This is a genomic window from Flavobacterium caseinilyticum (genome assembly GCF_004349085.1).
Taxonomy (GTDB): domain Bacteria; phylum Bacteroidota; class Bacteroidia; order Flavobacteriales; family Flavobacteriaceae; genus Flavobacterium; species Flavobacterium caseinilyticum.
The window spans coordinates 1-19,340 of sequence record NZ_SMFM01000008.1; the positions used below are offsets into that span (position 1 = coordinate 1).

The window sequence follows — 19,340 nt, forward strand, 5'->3', positions numbered from 1 at the left end:
CCAGTGCAAGGCTGGTATGACATCATTGGAGAAAAAACAATAGCTGATGCAATTTTGGATAGGCTGATACATCAATCTCACCGAATCGAATTGCACGGAGAATCTATGAGAAAAAAAAGGGGCATAAACAAAAGCTAATATTTAAGTATATTTGAATACTAATTAACAGATGAAAAAAAGTAGTTTTTAATGAAAAATGGAGGTGGTCATTTTGCTCCGGAATTAGGTGGTCATTTTGAATTGGAATCAGGTGCTCACTTTAAATTGGAATTGGGTGGTCAATATCACTGGAATTTGCAATACAGTTTCCGATCATAAATTAGAATTCAATGCAATAATATTAAAAAGTTTCGATGAGGAGAGAACAAACGACATATTAGTATTAGCGTCTCATTTTAATGGCTTATTAAATTTTGGTTTAGTCAGGGTTAATATAAAGTACAATTATGTGTCATTTGTTTATTCAGGAGATTTATTAACCTATATGCTTTATCCGCAAGAAATTGAAAATGACTGCTTCGACCATTATGATTTAACCAAAGATTGCGTATGGTCATTCTATAGGTTAATGGAAACTGGTGAGGATCCCGTATTCGTGTTTTCCGAGTTATTGCAAAGAAAAGACGAAAAAAACAAGGAAGACAATACAGTCGGTTTAAAAGAATAATAGTACTAATTGATATATAAGCATTTTAAAATGATACATCTACAGACTATCATAATTCTATTTTTTACCTTCTTATTTGGTTGTACCAGGACACCTGAAAAGCCCTATATAGATATTGAATCAACAAGAGATAAAGCAAAACAGGCTCTTACCTTTTGTAATACTAAAAACTTCAATACAGATTTCTGTATATTAATTGATATGAGCTTACACTCTGGTGTAAAAAGATTTATAGTTTGGGATTTTAAAAACAAAAAAATTAAACATAGTTTTTTGGTTGGTCATGGCTGTTGCGATAATCCTTGGAGTAACGACTCTTCAAAAGACAAACCTAAATTTAGTAATAGTAATGATAGTCATTGCTCTTCACTTGGAAAATATAAAATCGGAGAGCGAGCTTATAGTAGTTGGGGTGTGAATACAAAATATGTGTTGCATGGATTAGAACCAACAAATAGCAATGCTCTTAAACGCTTTATTGTGTTTCACTCCTGGGATGTCATCTCAGATAAAGAAGTTTATCCAAATGGGACTCCTGAAGGTTGGGGTTGTCCAACAATATCAAATAATAGCTTTAAGATAATTGACCCCTTTTTAAAATCAAGTTCTAAACCAGTACTTATGTGGATTTATAAATAGGAAAAAGTAAAGAAATACAGTTTATATCAGTAAGCCGAAAATACTAGGATTACAAACCTTGTGCATCTCAAATTAGCAAAACGTTGGAAGTAATTAAAACGAAAAAAATATTATTCTTTTTTATAATTCTAATAAGTCAAAACCTAAAACACACACAAAATGAATACAAACACACAAAAAATAATGAACGATATGATTCATAATGTCGTAATGGGGGTAGATGGAGTAATGACTATCATCAGCCCTGTTAATGCACCTACTGAATCTATGGAATTTTCAATCTTTCCACATAAAATTGGGGTAGTGATAAATAATGTTAAACAATCTTTTCTTTTAAAAGATTTAAATCTAGAAAAGCTAAAAGTATATCAAGCAATAATTATGCTTGCCGGAGCATTTGTAGAACATAAACTTATACCGGCAGTTGCAGTAGGCCCAGTGATTGTAAATAGAACTTATAAACTTACTTTGGAAATATGTAGTCTAATGATGGATTATAGTTCTGATTACAGTAAAGTCATAGAGAAAGAAATAGCTAAAAAATTATAAACAATTGAATAATATTAATTAAAATACAATATGGATACACCCAACTTTAGAGAAGCTTTCAAAAATGATTTAACAAAAATATTTACTAATTTGGCTAGAATTAACAGACAAGTTGTATTGGGAGATATTCAAGCAGAAGCGGTTAAGTACTCTTCTAATATGTGCATTGAACTTGACGAACAATCAGATGGATTATTAACTGATAAAATGACATTAGATATTACAAATCAAGTTTGCGATGTAGTAGATATGTTTTTTCCAGAATTCAAAAACTCTAATAATACGAGAAATTCAACAATCAAGCTAACAACTGCAATAGTTGCAAGACATAAGTTTATGAAATTAAAATAAACTACTGTAATAGTACATTAATTAGTGTAAAATTATATTAGTTCAGAACCCCGCTACCGTAAGAATCTTTTTATATTTTTATTCCCCAAGCTCTCCGAAGTCTCCTGACTTCGGATTTCTTTATTTAGAGTTCAATTTGAAAATAACCATTTAGTAAAAATAATCTATAATTAAGTTCTCGTCAAACATAAAGGTTATTTCAATACTAATCTTAAATAAATATCACCAAAACTGGCTATTTCCTAAACAATTTATACTTCGCTTGAACAAACAGGTATTTATCCAAATAAACTGACCATTAAATAGTCTAAATTCAACGATACCTGGCGAGTTAGACTAAAAGAAGAAACCCAGCTCTACGAAGTCTCCTGACTTCGGACTTTGATTCGATTCTAGACCCCGCTAGCTCGGTAATCTATACCCGTTGGCGCGGAATTGCATTCCGTGCCCAATACTATTGGCATGTACAATTTTCTTACTAACTACCTTTTAGTAATTCTCTCCCTGTTTAGGCGCGTATCCGTTAAAACAGAATTGCATTTCTTGATTAAAAATTTCTAATAAGAAAACATAATCCTCGATAACCTATCTTCCGAATACTTCTGTAAAATATTCAACCTTTTTTTCCATCCATTTCACTAATTTTATATTAAAAATGGAAAATCCTTTTGAACTTATTTTAGAAAAACTGGAAAGAATTGAAATTGCAATACAAAAACTCAATGCTCCACCACAGAATGATGGTGAAATCTTATTATCAAGATTAGAAACCGCTAAACTTTTAAAAATAAATTTAACTTCTCTCTGGAAGCATACAAAAAGTGGTAAGCTAAAAAGTTACGGCATTGGCAATAGAGTTTTTTATAAAAAAGATGAGGTCTTGAAAAGTTTAACTCGTATAAATTAAAATTTTAAAAAAAGGAATTCATAACTTCAATTGTCTTTTTATTAATTTTAAAATCATACACAATGGACAAGCAAATTTTACTAAACTCTTTTTCAATAGATGAACTAAAGCAATTGATTAAAGAAGTTATTAAAGAAGAACTCATAAATTTAAAAAAGGATTTGGCAGTCAAAGAATCTGATGTACTGTTAACCAGATCCGAAACCTGTGAATTATTAAAAATTGACAGTAGTACCCTTTGGAGTTGGAGTAAGCGAGAAAAAATTTCTTGTTATGGTATTGGCGCCAGACGGTATTAAAGAAAAGAGAATTTATAAATAGTTTGGTTATTCAAAATAATTCCATCATACGAATCGTCTAAACAACTCGAGCAATCAAAATGATATAGAAAAGGAAATAATTACATTGGGATTTAACAAGCAATCACAATCGTACAAAAGTCATGGTAATTTCGAAATAACAAAAATAGGTTAAAGGTATCTTTTACTTTTATTTATATGAAAAAACAAAGCAAAAATAGATTTTTTTTAGTAAGAGATTGGAATGATAATTTAGAATAATAAAGTTAGTTGCATCGGATAAATATCACTTTGATAACAGCCCAACTTATGAAAATGTAACAAGGTGATGAAAACTTACTTTAAAAATAAATTTAATTATAAAAAATAAATATGGCATTATCAGATATTGCAAACACCAGAATATGTTGGAGAAAAGCAGAAATTCAAGATTTGCTTAAAGGTTTCAGTGTAAGGTTAATTAAATCGACAATTAATCAAATAGTTTCTACAGAAATGAATATTTCAATAGATGAAGCAAAAAAAATTAAGACCGTGAAACCATCAATTGTAAAAATTATTTTAAAGGATTTTGAATAAATATTTTATATTTCCGCATATATTTTTTCTTAGATTTTCCTTAATAAACTCCAGCTACGTACTGTTCTCAGTTCGGATTTTTTTTTAAAAAAAAGCACAGATACTTTTAGTTAATAACTATTTTGAACCATTTAACACCAAATAGAATTGGACTTATGTAATTTTGTAAAACAGAAAAACGAGAGATCCTACAGTCATGAATGAAGAAGCAAAAATCATCAGTAAACATAATTTAGACCTATCCAGCACAGAAAAACTGGCCAATGATATTGCTACTAGACTCAACAGCAATGTTGAATATGGAGAGTACAGTAAAGGTGAAAATGGTCATAATTTTATTCCTTTAGGAACGATAACCAAAAACGAAAGTGGCATTTTCAGTACCTTATACAATTTGCAAAATGATACAAATTCTAATTATGATTTTGTGCTGGAACTAGGCGAAGAAGCCAAACTCATTTACAAAGACATGATTTCATTCATTCCACCATGGGAAGAACAATTTGATACAGTGCTTAAAGATTATTTGGAAGGTACATTAATCACAGATCCTTATTATTCAGGAGTATTTGATGATCTCAGAGATTTTGGAGCTGATAAAGTCCTATTTGTAAAAGAATTAAACCCTGAAACTTTGGATATAAAAGCCAATCAAACATGGGAACAATATAGTGCTGATATTCAAGAGAAAGAAGAATCCTTTATCGTAGCGTTAATACAATAGTAACGCTATAATCATGAAATTACGAAGCCTGCATAAAACCCCAACACTGGAATTTTACTTTCCGGATTATTCAACAGCACTTAAATTGCCTTTTTTTGATGTGGGCATTAGTGCGGGCTTCCCCTCGCCTGCTGATGATTTCATTGAATTAACCATCGACTTGAATAAGGAATTCATCAAGAACCGGGATTCTACTTTTTTTGCAAAAGTAAAAGGGCATTCGATGAAAAATGCAGGAATTAATGACGGTGATTTATTGATTATCGACAAAAGCCTAGAACCTCAGAACAACAAAATAGCAGTTTGCCAAATCGATGGCGAATTCACCGTAAAGCGTATCAAAATCGAAGAGAATATCGTTTGGCTCATTGCAGAAAACGAAAATTACAAACCCATAAAAGTAACACCAGAAAATGATTTTATGATCTGGGGTATCGTAACGAACAGCATTAAAACATTCTAAATTAAATACATAATTCCACTTCTCAAGTCCCTTTCCTTCGGAGAGGGATTTAGGGAGAGGATGAACACAACACCCAAATTATGCTCGCTCTAATAGACTGCAACAACTTCTACGCCTCTTGCCAAAGAGTCTTCGAACCCCATTTAAGAAACAAGCCCATAGTGATTCTTTCTAACAATGACGGTTGTGTTATTGCGCGTTCCAATGAAGCCAAAGCATTGGGAATTCCAATGGGTGCTACGGCATTCGAGTACAAAAATATTTTTATTGCCAACAATGTATTTGTCTATTCATCCAATTATGCACTGTACGGTGATATGAGTTCCCGGGTGATGAACATACTGGCGACGTATTCTCCGGAAATTGAAATCTACAGCATCGATGAAGCTTTTCTAAAATTCAAAGGTTTCGAAATGTTCGACCTCAACGAAATTGGATTAGACATGCAGCGCAAAGTGACCAAGGGAACCGGCATCCCGGTTAGTATCGGTTTTGCACCGACGAAAGCCCTCGCCAAAGTGGCCAATAAAATAGCCAAGAAGTTCCCGGAACGCACTAAAAGTGTGTACAGCATCGATAGTGACGAAAAGAGAATTAAAGCCTTAAAATGGACCAAAATAGAAGACGTTTGGGGTATCGGCCGAAAGCATGCTAAACGATTACAAGCCAAAAACATTTTTAACGCGTATCAATTCACACAGTTGTCCGATGAATGGGTCCGCAAAGAAATGGCAGTAGTTGGGTTGAGGCTAAAACACGAACTAGAAGGCAAACCTACATTAGATCTTGAAGCACCCAAAAACAAAAAGATGATTGCCACCACGCGATCCTTCGAAAAAATGTACACCAAAATTGAGGATCTCTCCGAAAGAGTGTCCACCTTCACTGCATCCTGTTCCGAAAAACTACGCAAACAAGGCAGCCATTGCAATATGATCATGGTATTTGTTCAAACAAACTATTTCCGCAAAGACCAACCGCAATATTCGCGTAACATCATCATCAACACCGACTTTCCAACCAATTCAACCATCGAGCTCAACCACTATGCACAAGTAGGACTAAAAGCATTATTCCGGGAAGGTTACCACTACAAAAAAGCAGGTGTAATCGTAATGGGCTTAACGCCAAATAACGAAACGCAACTATCCTTATTCAACACTTCAAATCCAAAGCACCAGCCTTTAATGAGTGTGATTGATAAAATGAATAAAAGTTACGGCACCAACAAAATCAAATTTGCCACCCAATCCCTCGACCGCCAGTGGAAAATGAAGCAGGAAAAACTTTCCCCATCCTTCACCACAAAAATTAAGGAAATTATCTCCATACAATTATAATAGTGTACTAAAAGTTGTATATATTTGAAAATCGCTAAAGCAAAATAATCCTTCGCCAATCTACTCATATTTGGGTGGATATGCTCTCGTTTGTAGCGAGTATATGCTAGTTGTGCGTCAGTTTGGAGCTACAGAAAACCGAAAGAAAAATGAAAAACAAAATTCTATATTTTCTAATTTTATCTTTGTTCATAGATTGTAAGAAAGAAAAAATTGAAATTGGAAAACAAACTAAAATTGAGCAAATTTATGCTGAAAACGATTATGGAATGTTTGGAAAAATTAATATAAAAATATAATCCGACAGTTCTTACACTTGTGTACGATACGAAACAAGTCCAAATTATGAAAAGACTGAAAAATTTGAAGGTGTTTTTAAAATAATAAACGACACAATAAACTTTTTTCCATCTGATTTCAAACTAAATTATTCAACAAAAGCAGTTATTAAAAATAATTTCATAGAATTAGTTGATGGAGAATTTCCGTTGAAAATCGAAATAAAGAGAAATAAATTAAACTCAAAAAATAGTTTAAAATTTGACAAAATTAAAGATTACGCCATTTTCACATTCGATGAAAAATATCACAGCAACATTTATTATGGATATAAGCCAAAAACAGTAAAAGCATATGATTTAAATCAAAATGAATTAGAAGAATTAGATATAATGTTGAAGAAATGTTTTGTAGAAAATAATTCTAAATTAAAAGATATAAATAATTATGTCAAACAATGTATTGTTGTGATAAACCCAAAACAAGAAATAGAAGTTTGGGTAAGTTGTTATTGCAAAAATAAATACGAAAAAGACAATTATAAATATTCGATAATCCAAATGAATGATGGCGGAAATTGTAATATAAATCTAAAAGTTAATTTAACAAAACATAATTATTCAGAATTGAATATAAGTGGAAGTGCCTAAAAAACCGAACGCACAACAACTACTACAATGGATTTGGGCAATTGGCTTAATGGGAAAATGGTTGTGTATATGGGATGATTTGGCAAATCCGAAAATAGCGCTTAATTTAGTCCCAAACCCGCTGTAGTAGCGGAACGTTATGCGCTAATTTTAAAAATCTGAACTGTGAAAATCGCTACTTGGAACATTGAAAGACTTAAACATATTAAAAAAATCGCTCAGATAGTCGCAGCTTGTGAAAATGTCAATGCAGATATATTAATACTCACTGAATATGATGAACGCGTTGATTTAAAAAACTATCCTTTTCAAATTTCCACGCGAAGTTTAGAAGATTTGGACGCAAAGTATTATGAGCATACAGAAAAACGCGTAAAGATTTATTCAAAGTATGAAATTTCCAAACAGTACGAAACTTACGATGAATTTACAAGTTGCTGCGCTGAAATAAATACAGAGTTTGGAAAACTTAATGTTTATGGAACAATACTGGGAATATTGGGAAACAGATGCCAAAACTTTAAAACAGATTTACCAAAACAGATTGTTGACTACAGGAAATTTTCTAATAATCAGAACCTGTGTGTTGCGGGTGATTTTAATATAAGTTTTTCTGATAATTATTATTTCACACATTCAGGCAGAAATGAATTAAATAAGTGTTTTAAAGAAAGCGGTATGATGAACCTAACAGAAAATTTAGTTTGGAATATAGACCACATTGCAATAACGAAAGAGTTTTTAAAACTTGCGAAAATAGAATTATTTGAGTGGAATCTTGAAAAGAATCTTTCTGATCATAAAGGCATAAGCGCAAAACTTAAAGTAGAAGTATTGGATGATAATTAAATCGCCGCACAACAGCGGTCTCAACATTGCTGCTTTTTCATTGCCTTAATGTCACCTCTGCTTTCCTTTGAATAAATTTAGTGTTTTTCTCTATTACAAAGTAAAGGCTCGTTTGCAAAGAGTGCCTACTTTACTGATAAAAACAATTCATAGCGTTTGCAATGCGGCTCACTAAACAGACCCATTTCGCGCGGAATTACATTCTATGCCTTTTCCGAATAATAGCCAATTAACGATTATCCCCATTGTCATAAAAATTTCTTTCGCACTTTCCAATTAATCAACAATAAAGATCTTTTTCCTATCCTTAAAAAACAAATAAATTATCTCCATGCAAGAATATCAATGTAAAAAAACTACTTTATCTTTGAAATAAAATAAAAGGAAAAATCCTTTTAGGTATTAATACAAAATTATAATGCCTGAAAAAATCAATGATAAGACTATTTTCTCGCTGCTGGAAGTGACTAACATTATCAAAAAAACGTTAGAAGAAAGGTATAAAAGTGCGTTTTGGATTAAAGCTGAAATGAACAAACTGAATCATTGCAGTCAGTCAGGTCATTGCTTTCCGGAATTAGTAGAAAAAAGAGATGGGAAAATAATCGCGCAAATTAAATCTACCATATGGCGTGACGATTACCAAAATATCAATCGCAATTTTCTACAAATACTAAAAGGACCGCTCAAACATGGAATCAAAATTTTATTCCTTGCTAAAATAGCCTTCGATCCTGCTTTTGGCCTTTCACTTCAAATAGTAGATATTGATCCGCAATTTACGTTAGAAGATTTAGAAAATGAAAAGCGGGAAACGATCAAACAGCTACAATTAGAGGGTATTTATTAAACAAATAAAAAGTTAGAACTCTCCTTTTTACCCTAACGAATTGCAATAATTTCGGTAGCAACCAGCAAAGGCTTTGGTGATTTTATAGATGTTATTGATAAAAATGCCTGGAATTACAAGTTCTTTTATCTTATATTTCCATCCATACTGCAAGGAGGCAAAGCAGTTTCAGGCATCATTGCACAATTAGAAAGAATTAGAAAAGTAATCCATCATTTCGATTCAGTCGCTATTATTAGGGGCGGTGGTGGCGATGTGGCTTATCCTGTTACAATAATTACGAATTGGCCAAAGCAATTGCCTTATTTCCTATCCATGTAATTATTGGTATCGGCCATGTCACAAATGAAACGGTTTGCAAAATGATTGCACATACCAACGCAATAACACCAACAAAACTTGCCGAATACCTGATACAAAAATTTCATAATTTCTCTGTACCAATTCAAAAGGCCAAAGAAAAAATAGTGGACAAATCAAGACGATTGCTAAGTGAAGAAAATACCAAACTAGAATCAGAATTGAAGTTGTTTCGCTCCATAACGGTTAATATTTTGAACACCAATGAAAACCGAATCAAAATTGCCAGCTACGCAATTCAGCAACAATCCCAATTCATAGTAAAAATCAACCACGAAAAATTAAACGTACTGCAAGCCAAAACACGCATTGCAACTAAATTCAATCTGCATCAACTAAAAGTAGCTGTTATTCAATTACAAGAAAAATTAGAATTGCAACCCATACTATATCTTAAAAATTCCGAACTTGCATTGGAAAAAATAGAAAAAAACAGCCAAATCATGGATCCTATAAATGTTTTAAAAAGAGGTTTTAGCATAACGTATTCAAATGGCAAAGCTATCAAAGATGTTTCCCAATTGGAAAAAGGCGCAGCAATAAACACATTGCTATTTAACTGTACCATTGAAAGTACCATCACAAAAATCAAAGAATAAAATGGAAGAAGAATTGAATTATAAGAATGCCTTTGAGGAATTGCAGGGAATTGTCACCGAAATAGAAAAAGGAGAAATCTCAGTAGATGAACTCTCTGCAAAAGTAAAAAGAGCAACAGTACTAATTAAATTTTGCAAATTAAAATTAACCACAATCGAAGAGGACGTGAATGCAATTTTAAAAGAACTCGAAAATTAATAAATAAAGAAAATAGTATGTGTTTTCATTCCAAACAAACCAAATTAGCATTAGAAGTACAAAGCAGGTTCAACGCAACTATTGACAATCCGGTGGAATTCAAACCTAGTGCTACTATCAATGGCTTTGACTATCCAAAAACACCTGTAATTATTGATGAAAAACCAAACGTCATTACCCATTACAATTGGGGTTTAATTCCATCATGGGCGAAGGACGAGGAAATTAAAAAATACACGCTTAACGCCAAAATAGAAACGGTCAACGAAAAACCTTCCTTCAAAAATTCAGTCGACAAAAGATGCCTGATTATTGCAAATGGATATTACGAATGGCAATGGTTGGATTCAAAAGGGAAAACAAAACAAAAATACGAATTGTGTTTACCTAACGAAGAACTTTTTGCTTTTGCGGGTTTATATTCCCATTGGGTAGATAAAGAAACCGGAGAAATCAAAAACACTTACACCATACTCACCACCGAAGCCAATCCACTTTTAGCGGAAATCCACAATAATAAAAAAAGAATGCCGGTAGTTTTAAAAAGAGAAGACGAAATGAAATGGTTACACCATGAACCAGTAGAGCACTTTGCCTTTCATTATTCTGCAGACCTAATTGCTGTTAAATTATAAATGATACTCTTCATCACTAAATGCGGTTCCGCATCCACATCAATTCGCAAAACAGTCTGCGGAACATCAAAACGGAATGTTACACCATTAATTAAAGCAACAAAACTACCATCAGAGCCATTAATAGAAACTAATCCAAAATAGTTTATGAATTTGGTCTCAAAAGGTAGTAACACGATCATTTAGTAATGAAAATGAAAAAACAATTCCTTTATTAATGGTTTATTTTACTAATTAACGGCAAACAATTATAAAAATTAGAGCCACTCTAAAAATGAATCAATAATTCTACTTTAATCAGTTTATTTTTTTTAAATATGTCACACTTTGACGTTATGGAAACTTACTTTTGACTCTAATAGTAAAAACAATCTGAAATGAAAAGAATTATAATAGAACTCTCGGAAGAACAACACAACAAATTGAAAGCACACCAAAGAAGAGGTACGGAAATAAATGGAGCATCTGATAGCCTTTCAGGATGTAGTATTAAATTATGTTGTTGTGAAGTTGGAGATTGGCTCGAAGTAGAAATGAACGGAACATTGAACTTAGGTGATGTAAATTGGAAAATAGAATAAAATATGGAAATCGACGAAATTAAATTAGAAATTGAAAAACAATATCAGCAGTGGAAACTAGTACCGGGAAATATCGAGGATTTTACAACTGCCGAAATATATGAAAGTGCAGTGCGATCAATGATAATTGACTATTGTGAAGGCAAAGGATATGAAGTGGAGGGATTCCCTTTTCAAAAACGAATTTTGGGCGAAACAGACGTATACTATGATGAAGACTATTTTTGTTTCTGGCGATACGTAAAATATCTAGATATTCTTGCTACCACAAAAGATGATGTTTTAGAACTTTTATATTTTTATTCTTGTACTTTTTCGAAAGATTTGGAAATTACAAAAGATGATTATAGAAAAGACCTGTTAGAATATATTAGAGTAAATATTTACGATGTAGAATTTTAGAGTTTTAAAAAAAAAAACTAAAAGTTACTTTATAAACCTTTCGATCAATTAATAAAACAGTTAAGTAAAATATTATTTCGGAGGTCATTTGACAAAAAACTAATTTATAATCCTTACAGCGATTATTTAAAACAACAAACCATGAACATCCTATTCCTCCACGGACTCGAAAGCAAATTAAGTCCAGCAAAAAGAGTAATTCTCGAAACATATGGTATTGTAATCGCCCCGGATTTGGATTATAATTCCAACCCCAATACAATCCAAAATTTATATGACGAATTTAAGAGTCAGGAAATTACTGTGATTATTGGTAGTAGTATGGGCGGTTTTGCTGCCTATCATCTGGCAAATAGTATGGGTATTTGTGCATTATTGTACAATCCTGCCCTACCCTACAGAAATAATGTCGTACAAAACATTCCTTCAGATTTACCAAAAAAACGATCACCCCTGATGCGAATAGTTTTGGGCGGTCAGGATGATGTGATTAAAGCCAAAGACAATTTGGTTTTTCTGTCACAAAATTTTAGCGAGTTAAAAGAGTGTACAATTCAAATAATAAATGAATTGGCACACCAAATTCCAGTACCTATTTTTGAAAAGCAAGCTGAATACTTTTTTGAGGAGCTCTGTTATTGAAGAATGTCAAATGCTAATGACTTAATAACCAATAAACTTGCAACTTTTTCAACCCATAGTTTCAATGCAAAAACTAAAAATCAATTTTCACGGCGAAAGTTGGACCCTAAAAAAATTTGAATGCAATGATGATGACCTCAAGGAGTGTATGAAAGTGGCATCTAGAATGAAACTCCAGTTAGACAAAGCCTTATTGGACCCATTCTTTTATTATTACCTTAAAATACCTGCTATTGCTTCGACAGAGCACCTGCCGGGCAAAAAATGGTCTGGTTTATTGGACTCGCCAAAAAACCAAATCGAGATTTGGTACAACGCCAAGAAAATCAAAAAACTACAAATCGCCGATATAGATCGGGATTTGTTGCTTTTCCCCATTTACAACAAGAATAAAATCAAGATTAATAAAGAATATAGTCCCGGCATTTATGTGGAACAGCAAGCAATAGGTTTTGTGGGCAGCTACGAACTAAATATAGAATCCTTCAATTTGGAAGATTTGCAGTTCAATTTGCTGCAATTTAATGATAAACTGTTATTGCAACCACCCACCTACTGCAGCCAAAACCTGCGTTTCAGAAAAAAAGAGACTTTACTGACATACCAGAATGGTTTTGAGGTTAAATAAGCAGCAAATAGTAGCACTTCAAAAACTACATCGATTACCATAATTTAATTTTTAATTTATTTTCACCCTTTACGGTTTCCCGTAAGGATGCCAATTATATAGACATTAGGTTTGTAAATGCTTGTCCGTAATCCATAAAACAGGAGAGTTTTTTTGGCCAAGTATAAAAAATGGAAAAGTTAAATAAAATTAAATATGGCAAATTGTTATTGTGAGTACTGCGGTACCAAAAGTTCAAGCATTTCTAGTTTAACGGCTAATTCCTGCCATCGTCATCCACTGGGTTCAGGTAAAGGAAAACACAAATTATACGAGGGAAGCGAGAAATCGCAATATAGCTGTAAATATTGTGGCACTTCATCTTCACAAATTACATCATTAACAGCCAACTCCTGCCACCGCCATCCAAATGGTTCAGGGAAAGGGAAGCATGCGCCGGCATTATAGATTGTAAAAATTAAATCAAATAAAAAAATGAAAGATATTAAATCAATAAGCGAAGATTTCAAGAAAGTATTAAATCTAGCTTTGGAAAAAACAATTACTTCTGTGCCAGAAAAAAATGCGGAAGATATAAAGATAAAGACTCAGAGCTTAATCAATGACTTAAATGATCAATTGTATATCAAAGTTCCTTTTATCGGTGATTTTAGTGCTGGTAAAAGTAGTCTTTTAAATGCTTATTTAAATAGACCTGAGCTTTTGCCAACAAGTATCAGACCGGAAACGGCAGTTTCTTATGAATTGTATTATGCCCCGGTAGAAACAGTGGAACATTATAGAAAAGGTCTACTTATTACGGATAAAGGGATTGGTGATTTAGCCCATCTAAATGTTCAAGCTGGTGACATTGTGAAAGTATATGTAGATAACCAAAAAGTTAAGGAATTAATAGAACGTAATATCGTATTGGTCGATATGCCTGGTACAGATTCGAGTTTGGAAGCTCACGAAAAAGCGATTATGAGCTACCTTACTGAAGGAACAGCCTTTATCACTTTGGTAGATTGCGAGCATGGTTCCTTGAAACAAAGTGCTTTGCGATTTATTTCAGAGGTTCAGGGTTATGATATTGATGCACATGTATTGGTAACAAAATCTGATAAAAAACCATTAGAGGATCGATTGAAAATCAAGGATTATATCGAAAGTCAAATGCGTCGTTACGTCAAAGGAGCTATATCTGTCGGTATTGTTTCATCTGTGAAAAATGAAATTGAAGATTTAGAGAAAGTAATTGCAAATCTTGACAGTTTTTCATTGTATAAACAGCGTTTCTCAAATAATGTAATGGGATTATTGGATGAAATGATTTCCATTTTGAAAATGAGAAATAAAACCTTGTCAGAAAATGTAGAATCCCTTAAAAAAGAATTACTGGAAATTCATTCTGAACAGGAAAAAGCAATCCTTAAGTTGAATGAGAATAACGAAACTAAGAAAGTATCTTCTGCGTCAACCGATTTAATATTAGACGAGATTAAAAACAAATTAGTTTCGATGGAAACTGATTTTGTTAATGAAATGATCAACAATCCGAATAATGGGACTGGTGTTAATCAAAGATTAATCGAATCAGTTCGTCCAATAATGATAAGCGAATTGGGAAAAGTACAGGAAACGCTTTGGCAAGACTTACAAGACAAAACAGCTACTATTTTTGAAAGTATCTCTCAATTCGAAAACACCGAAAGATTTGATTCACAATCAGTAATCGGTACAATCGAAACCAAGATAAAGCCACTGACCGATCTCGTGTTCAAAAACAGTAAAGTTTACAAAGGAATCATTGGAGCGTTAGGAATTGGGACAGCATTTGTAGCTCCTTGGGTAGAAATACTCATTTTCTTTGGCCCCGATATCCTTAAATTCTTTGGAATTGGTGGGGATTCAAGAAAAGAAAAAGAAGCTATGTATAAAGACAATTTTCTCAATAAAGTAGTTCCTGGAATCGTTAATCATTTGAGACCAAAAATTGAGGAATCCTTGGCACAATCACATCATGAGATGGTTTTAACATTACAAAATGAAATTAATGAAAAAGTAATGCAAATTCAAAACAGTATTGAAGCCCGTTCAAATGAGGTAAAACAAAGCGAAGAACAAATTAATATCGAAAAAGAGGCAATCGAAGTAAAAATAGTGTTAATTGAAGAATTGAAAATTCAAGCGGCTTAACAATAACAAAACAGAAAAGTCTTAGGATTCATCAAATGAATCCCAAGACTTTTCTTCGTATAAATAATATAATTTTAAATGGCTATATTTAAAAGAAAAAAAGATTCAGAATCAATACCGTCAGGCCCTAGTTTTATAAAAATTGAAAACATATATCTGGAATCGACTACCAAAGCATTAGAATTAATTGGTCAGTTAAATGGTGGGACAAGAATAAAAGGCGTTGATGCAGAATTTACAGAAATTGATAGCTATTTCACCAAAAAGAACAAAGAGCAGGAGGCAGGAAGTATCAGGCAAATTTTAACAGACAACGGCTTTGGAGAATATATTCAAGATATTCAGAATAGCATCAATGATGTCAAATTGGAATTGTCTTCAAATGTAGATGATGAATTTGCAACTATAGCTGTAGCAGGAGCGTTTAGCGCTGGAAAATCAAGCTTTTTGAATTCCATCCTTTTCGGTGATGCTGAAAAAGAAATTTTGCCTTCCGGTCAAAAACCAACTTCGGTTGTTCCTACGTATTTATACTGCGGAAAAGTCTCAGAGTTATCAATACAAGCTGAGAACAACAGTGAAAACATGGTTGCTATTGACAAAAATGTGTTAGCTGCGATAGGACATGATTTCGAAACCCGTCATAAAATACAGTTATCAAGTTTTCTTAAACGACTTTATCTGAATGTTCCAACAGTATCGGCTCTGGCAGACATTGCATTCATCGATACTCCCGGATATGACAAAGCAGAAAAAACAGATCAGCGAAGCACACAAACTGACAGAGAAACCGCTGAAGCAGAACTTAAAAGAGGGGATGCTCTTTTCTGGCTTATTGATATTGAAAGGGGCTCATTGACTCGTGACGATAAAGAGTTTATAACCAAATTTGATAAAAAAAAACCAAAAGTAATCATCATTAACAAAGCAGATAAGAAAGATCTAGTATCTATCAGAGAGGTCGTTCATCGTGTAGCGAAAGATCTGAAAACAGATGATGATAATACGATTATTGATGTCATTGCCTACTCTTCCCATAAAAAACAAGTATTGTATTCTTATCGAAAAAAATATATGGATACGATATACGGTGAGATAAAACAATTCGCAAAAAAATCGAATGCTGAATCTCAATGTGTCGAATATTTAGAAAAAATGTTAGATTTTATCATAATCAGCTATATTAATCCAAAAATAAAATTGCATGATACTGAGATTCAAACAATCAATCGACTTTTAAATCAGTCAATTAAAGACGGAAGTCCGAAAGATGAACAAGAGTATTTCAGAAACCGTAAAAATGTATTATTAGCAGAAGGAGATTATCTATTCAATGATAAAAAAATAGCTGAAAAAGAATTCAGTAATCTAATTGATGATTTAAAAACAAAAGTTCGAAATATTCGCAGAAACAAATCGACTCAATCGAGAGTTGATGTGAAATCTTCTGTAAGCGCTGGAAATGTTTTTATTGCTATTAAAACAGCTAATCACGATAATTTCTTAAACTGTTTCGCCCATGATAATGGTGTGGATCAATATGAAAAATTCGATAATTATACCCCATTAACGGCTGCCATCTATGAAGGCAATTTAGAAATGGTGCGTTTCTTTGATAACCAAGGTGCAGATTTCACAACTCCCGATGATCACAACAGAAATGCTATGGAATCCGCAAAACATTTCGGATACAGAAATATCATTTCGTTCCTTGAAGAAAAAGGGTATTAAAAAATTAGAATTAAAAAAAATGGAAAATAAATTTGAAAAAATACATGAGGCATTATTGTTCCTCGATAATCAAAATAGATTCAATCACGAAAACCTAAAGATTGAAGACAGTAGAAGCCTAATTGCCGAAGCAAAAAAAATAAGTCACGGTTTACAGGAAATCCTGACAGAAGGAAAAATATTAAAAATTGGTATCGTTGGACAGGTAAAAGCTGGTAAATCATCGTTCCTTAACGCCTTATTTTTTGAAGGTAAGGAAATTTTGCCCAAGGCTTCAACACCTATGACTGCCGGGCTGACCGTAATCCGTTATGCCGAAAATCCTTCTTTCGAAATTGAGTTCTATACTCAGGAAGATTTTAAGGTTTTTGAAGATAATGCGACCGTTTATGAAAAATATTTTGATGATACAAAAAGAGAAAACCCTGATTGGTCAACAAAAGATATTGAAGCAGACCTTAGCGAAAAATTGAATGATGAAATCTGCTCCTCCAAAGAATTGGTGGATCGATGTAAAGGTGATGCAAGAAGAAAAATTGGAAATATGATTGAAAAAGTCCCATTTTCCAATATCAGCGAAATGCAGGGACGTTTAATTGATTATGTGGGTGCCGAGGGAAAATATACTTCTGTAACTAAAAGTTTATTCTTATATCTCAATGATGAACGCCTGAAAAACATTGAAATAGTTGACACACCAGGAGTAAACGATCCTGTTGTATCTCGTGAGGAACGTACAAAAGATTTTTTGAGAACCTGTCACGGAGTGTTTCTGTTAAGTTATGCTGGTCAATTATGTAGTAAAACTGATATTGATTTTCTTGAAACTAGGATCAATAGTCAAGGCATTGATGCAGTGGTTTTATTGGCAAGTAAATACGATTCTGCTTTGCAAGAAATTGGATATAAAATACCCGACTTGGAAAGAGCTCATGGTAAATTGGGACGTGATTTGAAACAAAGCTTTGAAGATGCTTTGAAAAACACTGGATACAAAGGCGTAAAACCAAAATTTGACGTTACTTCCGGTATTTGTTTTTCATTGTACTTAAAAGAAATGAATACGTGGGATGCCACAGAGAGACAAGTATACGATAATTTATCGGAACTTTTTCCCGATTATTTCAATTCGGATGATGATGCTAAAGAAACTCTTTTAGGTTTGTCGAATATAGAAGTCATAAGAGAAGAATATATAGAGAAGGAATTCAAAGAAAATAAAGACAAAATTATAGGTGCTAAAATTTCAAATTATGAAGAAAAAAACAAAAGAAATCTTCAAACTGAAATAGAGGCAGCGAAAGAAAAGGCTGTAAAACAAAAAAGATTGTTAGAGAGCAGCGATTTGGAAAAACTGAAAGAAGATAGAGAATCTTATCAAAATATGTTTTCTAAAATTCAAGGTGGCATTTCAAATACAATTAAGGATGCTAAACAAAACTTAAATAATATTGCTCATAACTTAGGACAAACATCTTGGAATGTTCCTTCGAATATTCCTGGTAGTAGGTCACCTTATAGTTTTAAAATTGAAAGTGGCGCTTGGTTAATTCCGAATGCTAGTTATTCATGTGATTATAATGAAATTGACCGTGAAGCGGTAAGAAGAATTGTTAAAACAAGTGGGACTGCATATATAGACAATGTTACTACTGTGTGGAACGATAAGTTTAAAAAAGGAGGTCAGTTTGAACTTGATTTGAAAAGACGCATCGAAAAAGAAATTGAAAACGCTCTTGAAAAACAACCAAAATTAGATCCTGAAATTTTACAAAATGCTTTAGCGGAAGTGTTGAGAAATATAACATCAATTCAAATTGATAGTTTGACATTTACACAAAATTTTGATTATGACGTCACAAACTTAAAATTCCCATGTCGATTGACTGAGGCTTATTATCCAAATTGGACAACGTTTTCTGAATCTATAAATAGTAGTCAAGTTATAAATGATGTACATAATACAGTCGAAAAATTAGAATATGAAATGAGAAGTACGCTGTTAAGGTTGCGAGCTGAAGTTCAGGCTGAAGCTAAAAAACTTTTCACTTCGCCTATGGGTAAAATCGAAATCGAATTAACACGTCTTGACAAACATCTTGTATTAACTTTAGAGAAAGAGTTTAGCAAACAATTGGACCTTTTGGAAACAGATATAAAAGAAAAAGAGAGGGTAATTCCAATCTTTGAAGACTTTATCGATACAATAAATAATGCCCTCCATTTAATAAAATAATAG

The 19,340-nt window shown here is 32.7% G+C and carries 27 protein-coding genes and 1 pseudogene; 27 read left to right on the forward strand and 1 reads right to left on the reverse strand.

Features of this window, described 5'->3' with window-relative positions:
- The 20 genes and pseudogenes from E0F89_RS13925 to E0F89_RS14010 all read left to right on the forward strand — a co-directional run.
- Positions 1-138: ATP-binding protein (locus E0F89_RS13925; RefSeq protein ID WP_165930037.1), on the forward strand; the 138-nt coding region annotated here is incomplete at its 5' end.
- A gap of 51 nt (positions 139-189) precedes the next feature.
- Complete coding sequence (locus E0F89_RS17480; RefSeq protein ID WP_262709548.1) at positions 190-318, forward strand: hypothetical protein; 129 nt, start codon at positions 190-192, stop codon at positions 316-318.
- Positions 275-667, forward strand: coding sequence for a hypothetical protein (locus E0F89_RS13930; protein ID WP_131910388.1), 393 nt, complete (start codon positions 275-277; stop codon positions 665-667). The genes E0F89_RS17480 and E0F89_RS13930 overlap by 44 nt, the downstream gene beginning before the upstream one ends.
- A gap of 30 nt (positions 668-697) precedes the next feature.
- On the forward strand, positions 698-1,306 hold the full coding sequence (locus E0F89_RS13935) for a murein L,D-transpeptidase catalytic domain-containing protein (protein WP_131910389.1): 609 nt from the start codon (positions 698-700) through the stop codon (positions 1,304-1,306).
- Between the two features lie 159 nt (positions 1,307-1,465).
- Positions 1,466-1,855, forward strand: a complete 390-nt coding sequence (locus tag E0F89_RS13940) for a hypothetical protein (RefSeq protein WP_131910390.1) — start codon at positions 1,466-1,468, stop codon at positions 1,853-1,855.
- Between the two features lie 30 nt (positions 1,856-1,885).
- The gene (locus E0F89_RS13945) at positions 1,886-2,206 is read left to right on the forward strand and encodes a hypothetical protein (RefSeq protein WP_131910391.1); all 321 of its coding nucleotides are present in this window, start codon (positions 1,886-1,888) and stop codon (positions 2,204-2,206) included.
- A 655-nt stretch (positions 2,207-2,861) separates the two neighbouring features.
- A complete protein-coding gene (locus tag E0F89_RS13950) occupies positions 2,862-3,113 on the forward strand; it encodes a helix-turn-helix domain-containing protein (RefSeq protein WP_131910392.1) in 252 nt (83 codons plus the stop codon).
- Positions 3,114-3,175: 62 nt separating this feature from the next.
- On the forward strand, positions 3,176-3,412 hold the full coding sequence (locus tag E0F89_RS13955; RefSeq protein WP_131910393.1) for a MerR family transcriptional regulator: 237 nt from the start codon (positions 3,176-3,178) through the stop codon (positions 3,410-3,412).
- A 372-nt stretch (positions 3,413-3,784) separates the two neighbouring features.
- Positions 3,785-3,991, forward strand: a complete 207-nt coding sequence (locus E0F89_RS13960; RefSeq protein ID WP_131910394.1) for a hypothetical protein — start codon at positions 3,785-3,787, stop codon at positions 3,989-3,991.
- A gap of 196 nt (positions 3,992-4,187) precedes the next feature.
- A complete protein-coding gene (locus E0F89_RS13965) occupies positions 4,188-4,715 on the forward strand; it encodes a hypothetical protein (protein WP_131910395.1) in 528 nt (175 codons plus the stop codon).
- 13 nt (positions 4,716-4,728) lie between these two features.
- Positions 4,729-5,178 carry a LexA family protein gene (locus tag E0F89_RS13970; RefSeq protein ID WP_131910396.1) on the forward strand — a complete coding sequence of 150 codons (450 nt, stop codon included), beginning with the start codon at positions 4,729-4,731 and terminating at the stop codon, positions 5,176-5,178.
- Positions 5,179-5,258: 80 nt separating this feature from the next.
- Positions 5,259-6,518, forward strand: coding sequence for a Y-family DNA polymerase (locus E0F89_RS13975; protein WP_131910397.1), 1,260 nt, complete (start codon positions 5,259-5,261; stop codon positions 6,516-6,518).
- A 149-nt stretch (positions 6,519-6,667) separates the two neighbouring features.
- A complete protein-coding gene (locus tag E0F89_RS17165) occupies positions 6,668-6,817 on the forward strand; it encodes a hypothetical protein (protein ID WP_165930038.1) in 150 nt (49 codons plus the stop codon).
- A 189-nt stretch (positions 6,818-7,006) separates the two neighbouring features.
- Positions 7,007-7,447, forward strand: a complete 441-nt coding sequence (locus E0F89_RS13980) for a hypothetical protein (protein WP_131910398.1) — start codon at positions 7,007-7,009, stop codon at positions 7,445-7,447.
- Positions 7,448-7,612: 165 nt separating this feature from the next.
- Complete coding sequence (locus E0F89_RS13985; RefSeq protein ID WP_131910399.1) at positions 7,613-8,296, forward strand: endonuclease/exonuclease/phosphatase family protein; 684 nt, start codon at positions 7,613-7,615, stop codon at positions 8,294-8,296.
- Positions 8,297-8,714: 418 nt separating this feature from the next.
- Positions 8,715-9,146 (forward strand): exodeoxyribonuclease VII large subunit, encoded by a 432-nt coding sequence (locus E0F89_RS13990; protein WP_131910400.1) that lies wholly within the window; start codon positions 8,715-8,717, stop codon positions 9,144-9,146.
- A gap of 48 nt (positions 9,147-9,194) precedes the next feature.
- Positions 9,195-9,467 carry a hypothetical protein gene (locus tag E0F89_RS17570; protein ID WP_394345970.1) on the forward strand — a complete coding sequence of 91 codons (273 nt, stop codon included), beginning with the start codon at positions 9,195-9,197 and terminating at the stop codon, positions 9,465-9,467.
- Positions 9,419-10,105: pseudogene (locus E0F89_RS14000) on the forward strand (exodeoxyribonuclease VII large subunit); the annotation flags it as partial. The gene E0F89_RS17570 and the pseudogene E0F89_RS14000, both read left to right, overlap by 49 nt.
- Before the next feature lies 1 nt (position 10,106).
- Positions 10,107-10,304 carry an exodeoxyribonuclease VII small subunit gene (gene xseB / locus E0F89_RS14005; RefSeq protein ID WP_131910402.1) on the forward strand — a complete coding sequence of 66 codons (198 nt, stop codon included), beginning with the start codon at positions 10,107-10,109 and terminating at the stop codon, positions 10,302-10,304.
- Positions 10,305-10,321: 17 nt separating this feature from the next.
- On the forward strand, positions 10,322-10,939 hold the full coding sequence (locus E0F89_RS14010; protein WP_131910403.1) for an SOS response-associated peptidase: 618 nt from the start codon (positions 10,322-10,324) through the stop codon (positions 10,937-10,939).
- On the opposite strand, the gene E0F89_RS14015 is transcribed toward E0F89_RS14010, so the two are convergent.
- Positions 10,906-11,121, reverse strand: coding sequence for a hypothetical protein (locus E0F89_RS14015; RefSeq protein WP_131910404.1), 216 nt, complete (start codon positions 11,119-11,121; stop codon positions 10,906-10,908). The two genes, E0F89_RS14010 and E0F89_RS14015, sit on opposite strands and share 34 nt — an antisense overlap.
- A gap of 195 nt (positions 11,122-11,316) precedes the next feature.
- Here E0F89_RS14015 and E0F89_RS14020 point away from each other — a divergent pair, with 195 nt between their 5' ends.
- The 7 genes from E0F89_RS14020 (at position 11,317) to E0F89_RS14055 (ending at position 19,337) form a co-directional block, all read left to right on the forward strand.
- Positions 11,317-11,520 carry a hypothetical protein gene (locus E0F89_RS14020; RefSeq protein WP_131910405.1) on the forward strand — a complete coding sequence of 68 codons (204 nt, stop codon included), beginning with the start codon at positions 11,317-11,319 and terminating at the stop codon, positions 11,518-11,520.
- Positions 11,521-11,523: 3 nt separating this feature from the next.
- A complete protein-coding gene (locus tag E0F89_RS14025; protein WP_131910406.1) occupies positions 11,524-11,922 on the forward strand; it encodes a hypothetical protein in 399 nt (132 codons plus the stop codon).
- A 141-nt stretch (positions 11,923-12,063) separates the two neighbouring features.
- A complete protein-coding gene (locus E0F89_RS14030; RefSeq protein ID WP_131910407.1) occupies positions 12,064-12,564 on the forward strand; it encodes a YqiA/YcfP family alpha/beta fold hydrolase in 501 nt (166 codons plus the stop codon).
- Positions 12,565-12,628: 64 nt separating this feature from the next.
- Positions 12,629-13,192 (forward strand): hypothetical protein, encoded by a 564-nt coding sequence (locus E0F89_RS14035; RefSeq protein WP_131910408.1) that lies wholly within the window; start codon positions 12,629-12,631, stop codon positions 13,190-13,192.
- Between the two features lie 474 nt (positions 13,193-13,666).
- Positions 13,667-15,370: a dynamin family protein gene (locus E0F89_RS14045; protein WP_131910410.1), complete on the forward strand. Its 1,704-nt coding sequence runs from the start codon at positions 13,667-13,669 to the stop codon at positions 15,368-15,370.
- Between the two features lie 78 nt (positions 15,371-15,448).
- Entirely contained in the window at positions 15,449-17,101 is a 1,653-nt protein-coding gene (locus E0F89_RS14050; RefSeq protein ID WP_131910411.1) for a dynamin family protein, read from the forward strand.
- A gap of 19 nt (positions 17,102-17,120) precedes the next feature.
- The gene (locus tag E0F89_RS14055; RefSeq protein ID WP_165930039.1) at positions 17,121-19,337 is read left to right on the forward strand and encodes a dynamin family protein; all 2,217 of its coding nucleotides are present in this window, start codon (positions 17,121-17,123) and stop codon (positions 19,335-19,337) included.
- Positions 19,338-19,340 lie beyond the last annotated feature (3 nt).

Bases quoted from the DNA above. Each gene is read 5' to 3' on its own strand.
- E0F89_RS17480 (WP_262709548.1), top strand. From the start codon at position 190: ATGAAAAATGGAGGTGGTCATTTTGCTCCGGAATTAGGTGGTCATTTT.
- E0F89_RS13935 (WP_131910389.1), top strand. From the start codon at position 698: ATGATACATCTACAGACTATCATAATTCTATTTTTTACCTTCTTATTT.
- E0F89_RS13940 (WP_131910390.1), top strand. From the start codon at position 1,466: ATGAATACAAACACACAAAAAATAATGAACGATATGATTCATAATGTC.
- E0F89_RS13945 (WP_131910391.1), top strand. From the start codon at position 1,886: ATGGATACACCCAACTTTAGAGAAGCTTTCAAAAATGATTTAACAAAA.
- E0F89_RS13950 (WP_131910392.1), top strand. From the start codon at position 2,862: ATGGAAAATCCTTTTGAACTTATTTTAGAAAAACTGGAAAGAATTGAA.
- E0F89_RS13955 (WP_131910393.1), top strand. From the start codon at position 3,176: ATGGACAAGCAAATTTTACTAAACTCTTTTTCAATAGATGAACTAAAG.
- E0F89_RS13960 (WP_131910394.1), top strand. From the start codon at position 3,785: ATGGCATTATCAGATATTGCAAACACCAGAATATGTTGGAGAAAAGCA.
- E0F89_RS13965 (WP_131910395.1), top strand. From the start codon at position 4,188: ATGAATGAAGAAGCAAAAATCATCAGTAAACATAATTTAGACCTATCC.
- E0F89_RS13970 (WP_131910396.1), top strand. From the start codon at position 4,729: ATGAAATTACGAAGCCTGCATAAAACCCCAACACTGGAATTTTACTTT.
- E0F89_RS13975 (WP_131910397.1), top strand. From the start codon at position 5,259: ATGCTCGCTCTAATAGACTGCAACAACTTCTACGCCTCTTGCCAAAGA.
- E0F89_RS17165 (WP_165930038.1), top strand. From the start codon at position 6,668: ATGAAAAACAAAATTCTATATTTTCTAATTTTATCTTTGTTCATAGAT.
- E0F89_RS13990 (WP_131910400.1), top strand. From the start codon at position 8,715: ATGCCTGAAAAAATCAATGATAAGACTATTTTCTCGCTGCTGGAAGTG.
- xseB (WP_131910402.1), top strand. From the start codon at position 10,107: ATGGAAGAAGAATTGAATTATAAGAATGCCTTTGAGGAATTGCAGGGA.
- E0F89_RS14010 (WP_131910403.1), top strand. From the start codon at position 10,322: ATGTGTTTTCATTCCAAACAAACCAAATTAGCATTAGAAGTACAAAGC.
- E0F89_RS14015 (WP_131910404.1), bottom strand. From the start codon at position 11,121: ATGATCGTGTTACTACCTTTTGAGACCAAATTCATAAACTATTTTGGA.
- E0F89_RS14020 (WP_131910405.1), top strand. From the start codon at position 11,317: ATGAAAAGAATTATAATAGAACTCTCGGAAGAACAACACAACAAATTG.
- E0F89_RS14025 (WP_131910406.1), top strand. From the start codon at position 11,524: ATGGAAATCGACGAAATTAAATTAGAAATTGAAAAACAATATCAGCAG.
- E0F89_RS14030 (WP_131910407.1), top strand. From the start codon at position 12,064: ATGAACATCCTATTCCTCCACGGACTCGAAAGCAAATTAAGTCCAGCA.
- E0F89_RS14035 (WP_131910408.1), top strand. From the start codon at position 12,629: ATGCAAAAACTAAAAATCAATTTTCACGGCGAAAGTTGGACCCTAAAA.
- E0F89_RS14045 (WP_131910410.1), top strand. From the start codon at position 13,667: ATGAAAGATATTAAATCAATAAGCGAAGATTTCAAGAAAGTATTAAAT.
- E0F89_RS14050 (WP_131910411.1), top strand. From the start codon at position 15,449: ATGGCTATATTTAAAAGAAAAAAAGATTCAGAATCAATACCGTCAGGC.
- E0F89_RS14055 (WP_165930039.1), top strand. From the start codon at position 17,121: ATGGAAAATAAATTTGAAAAAATACATGAGGCATTATTGTTCCTCGAT.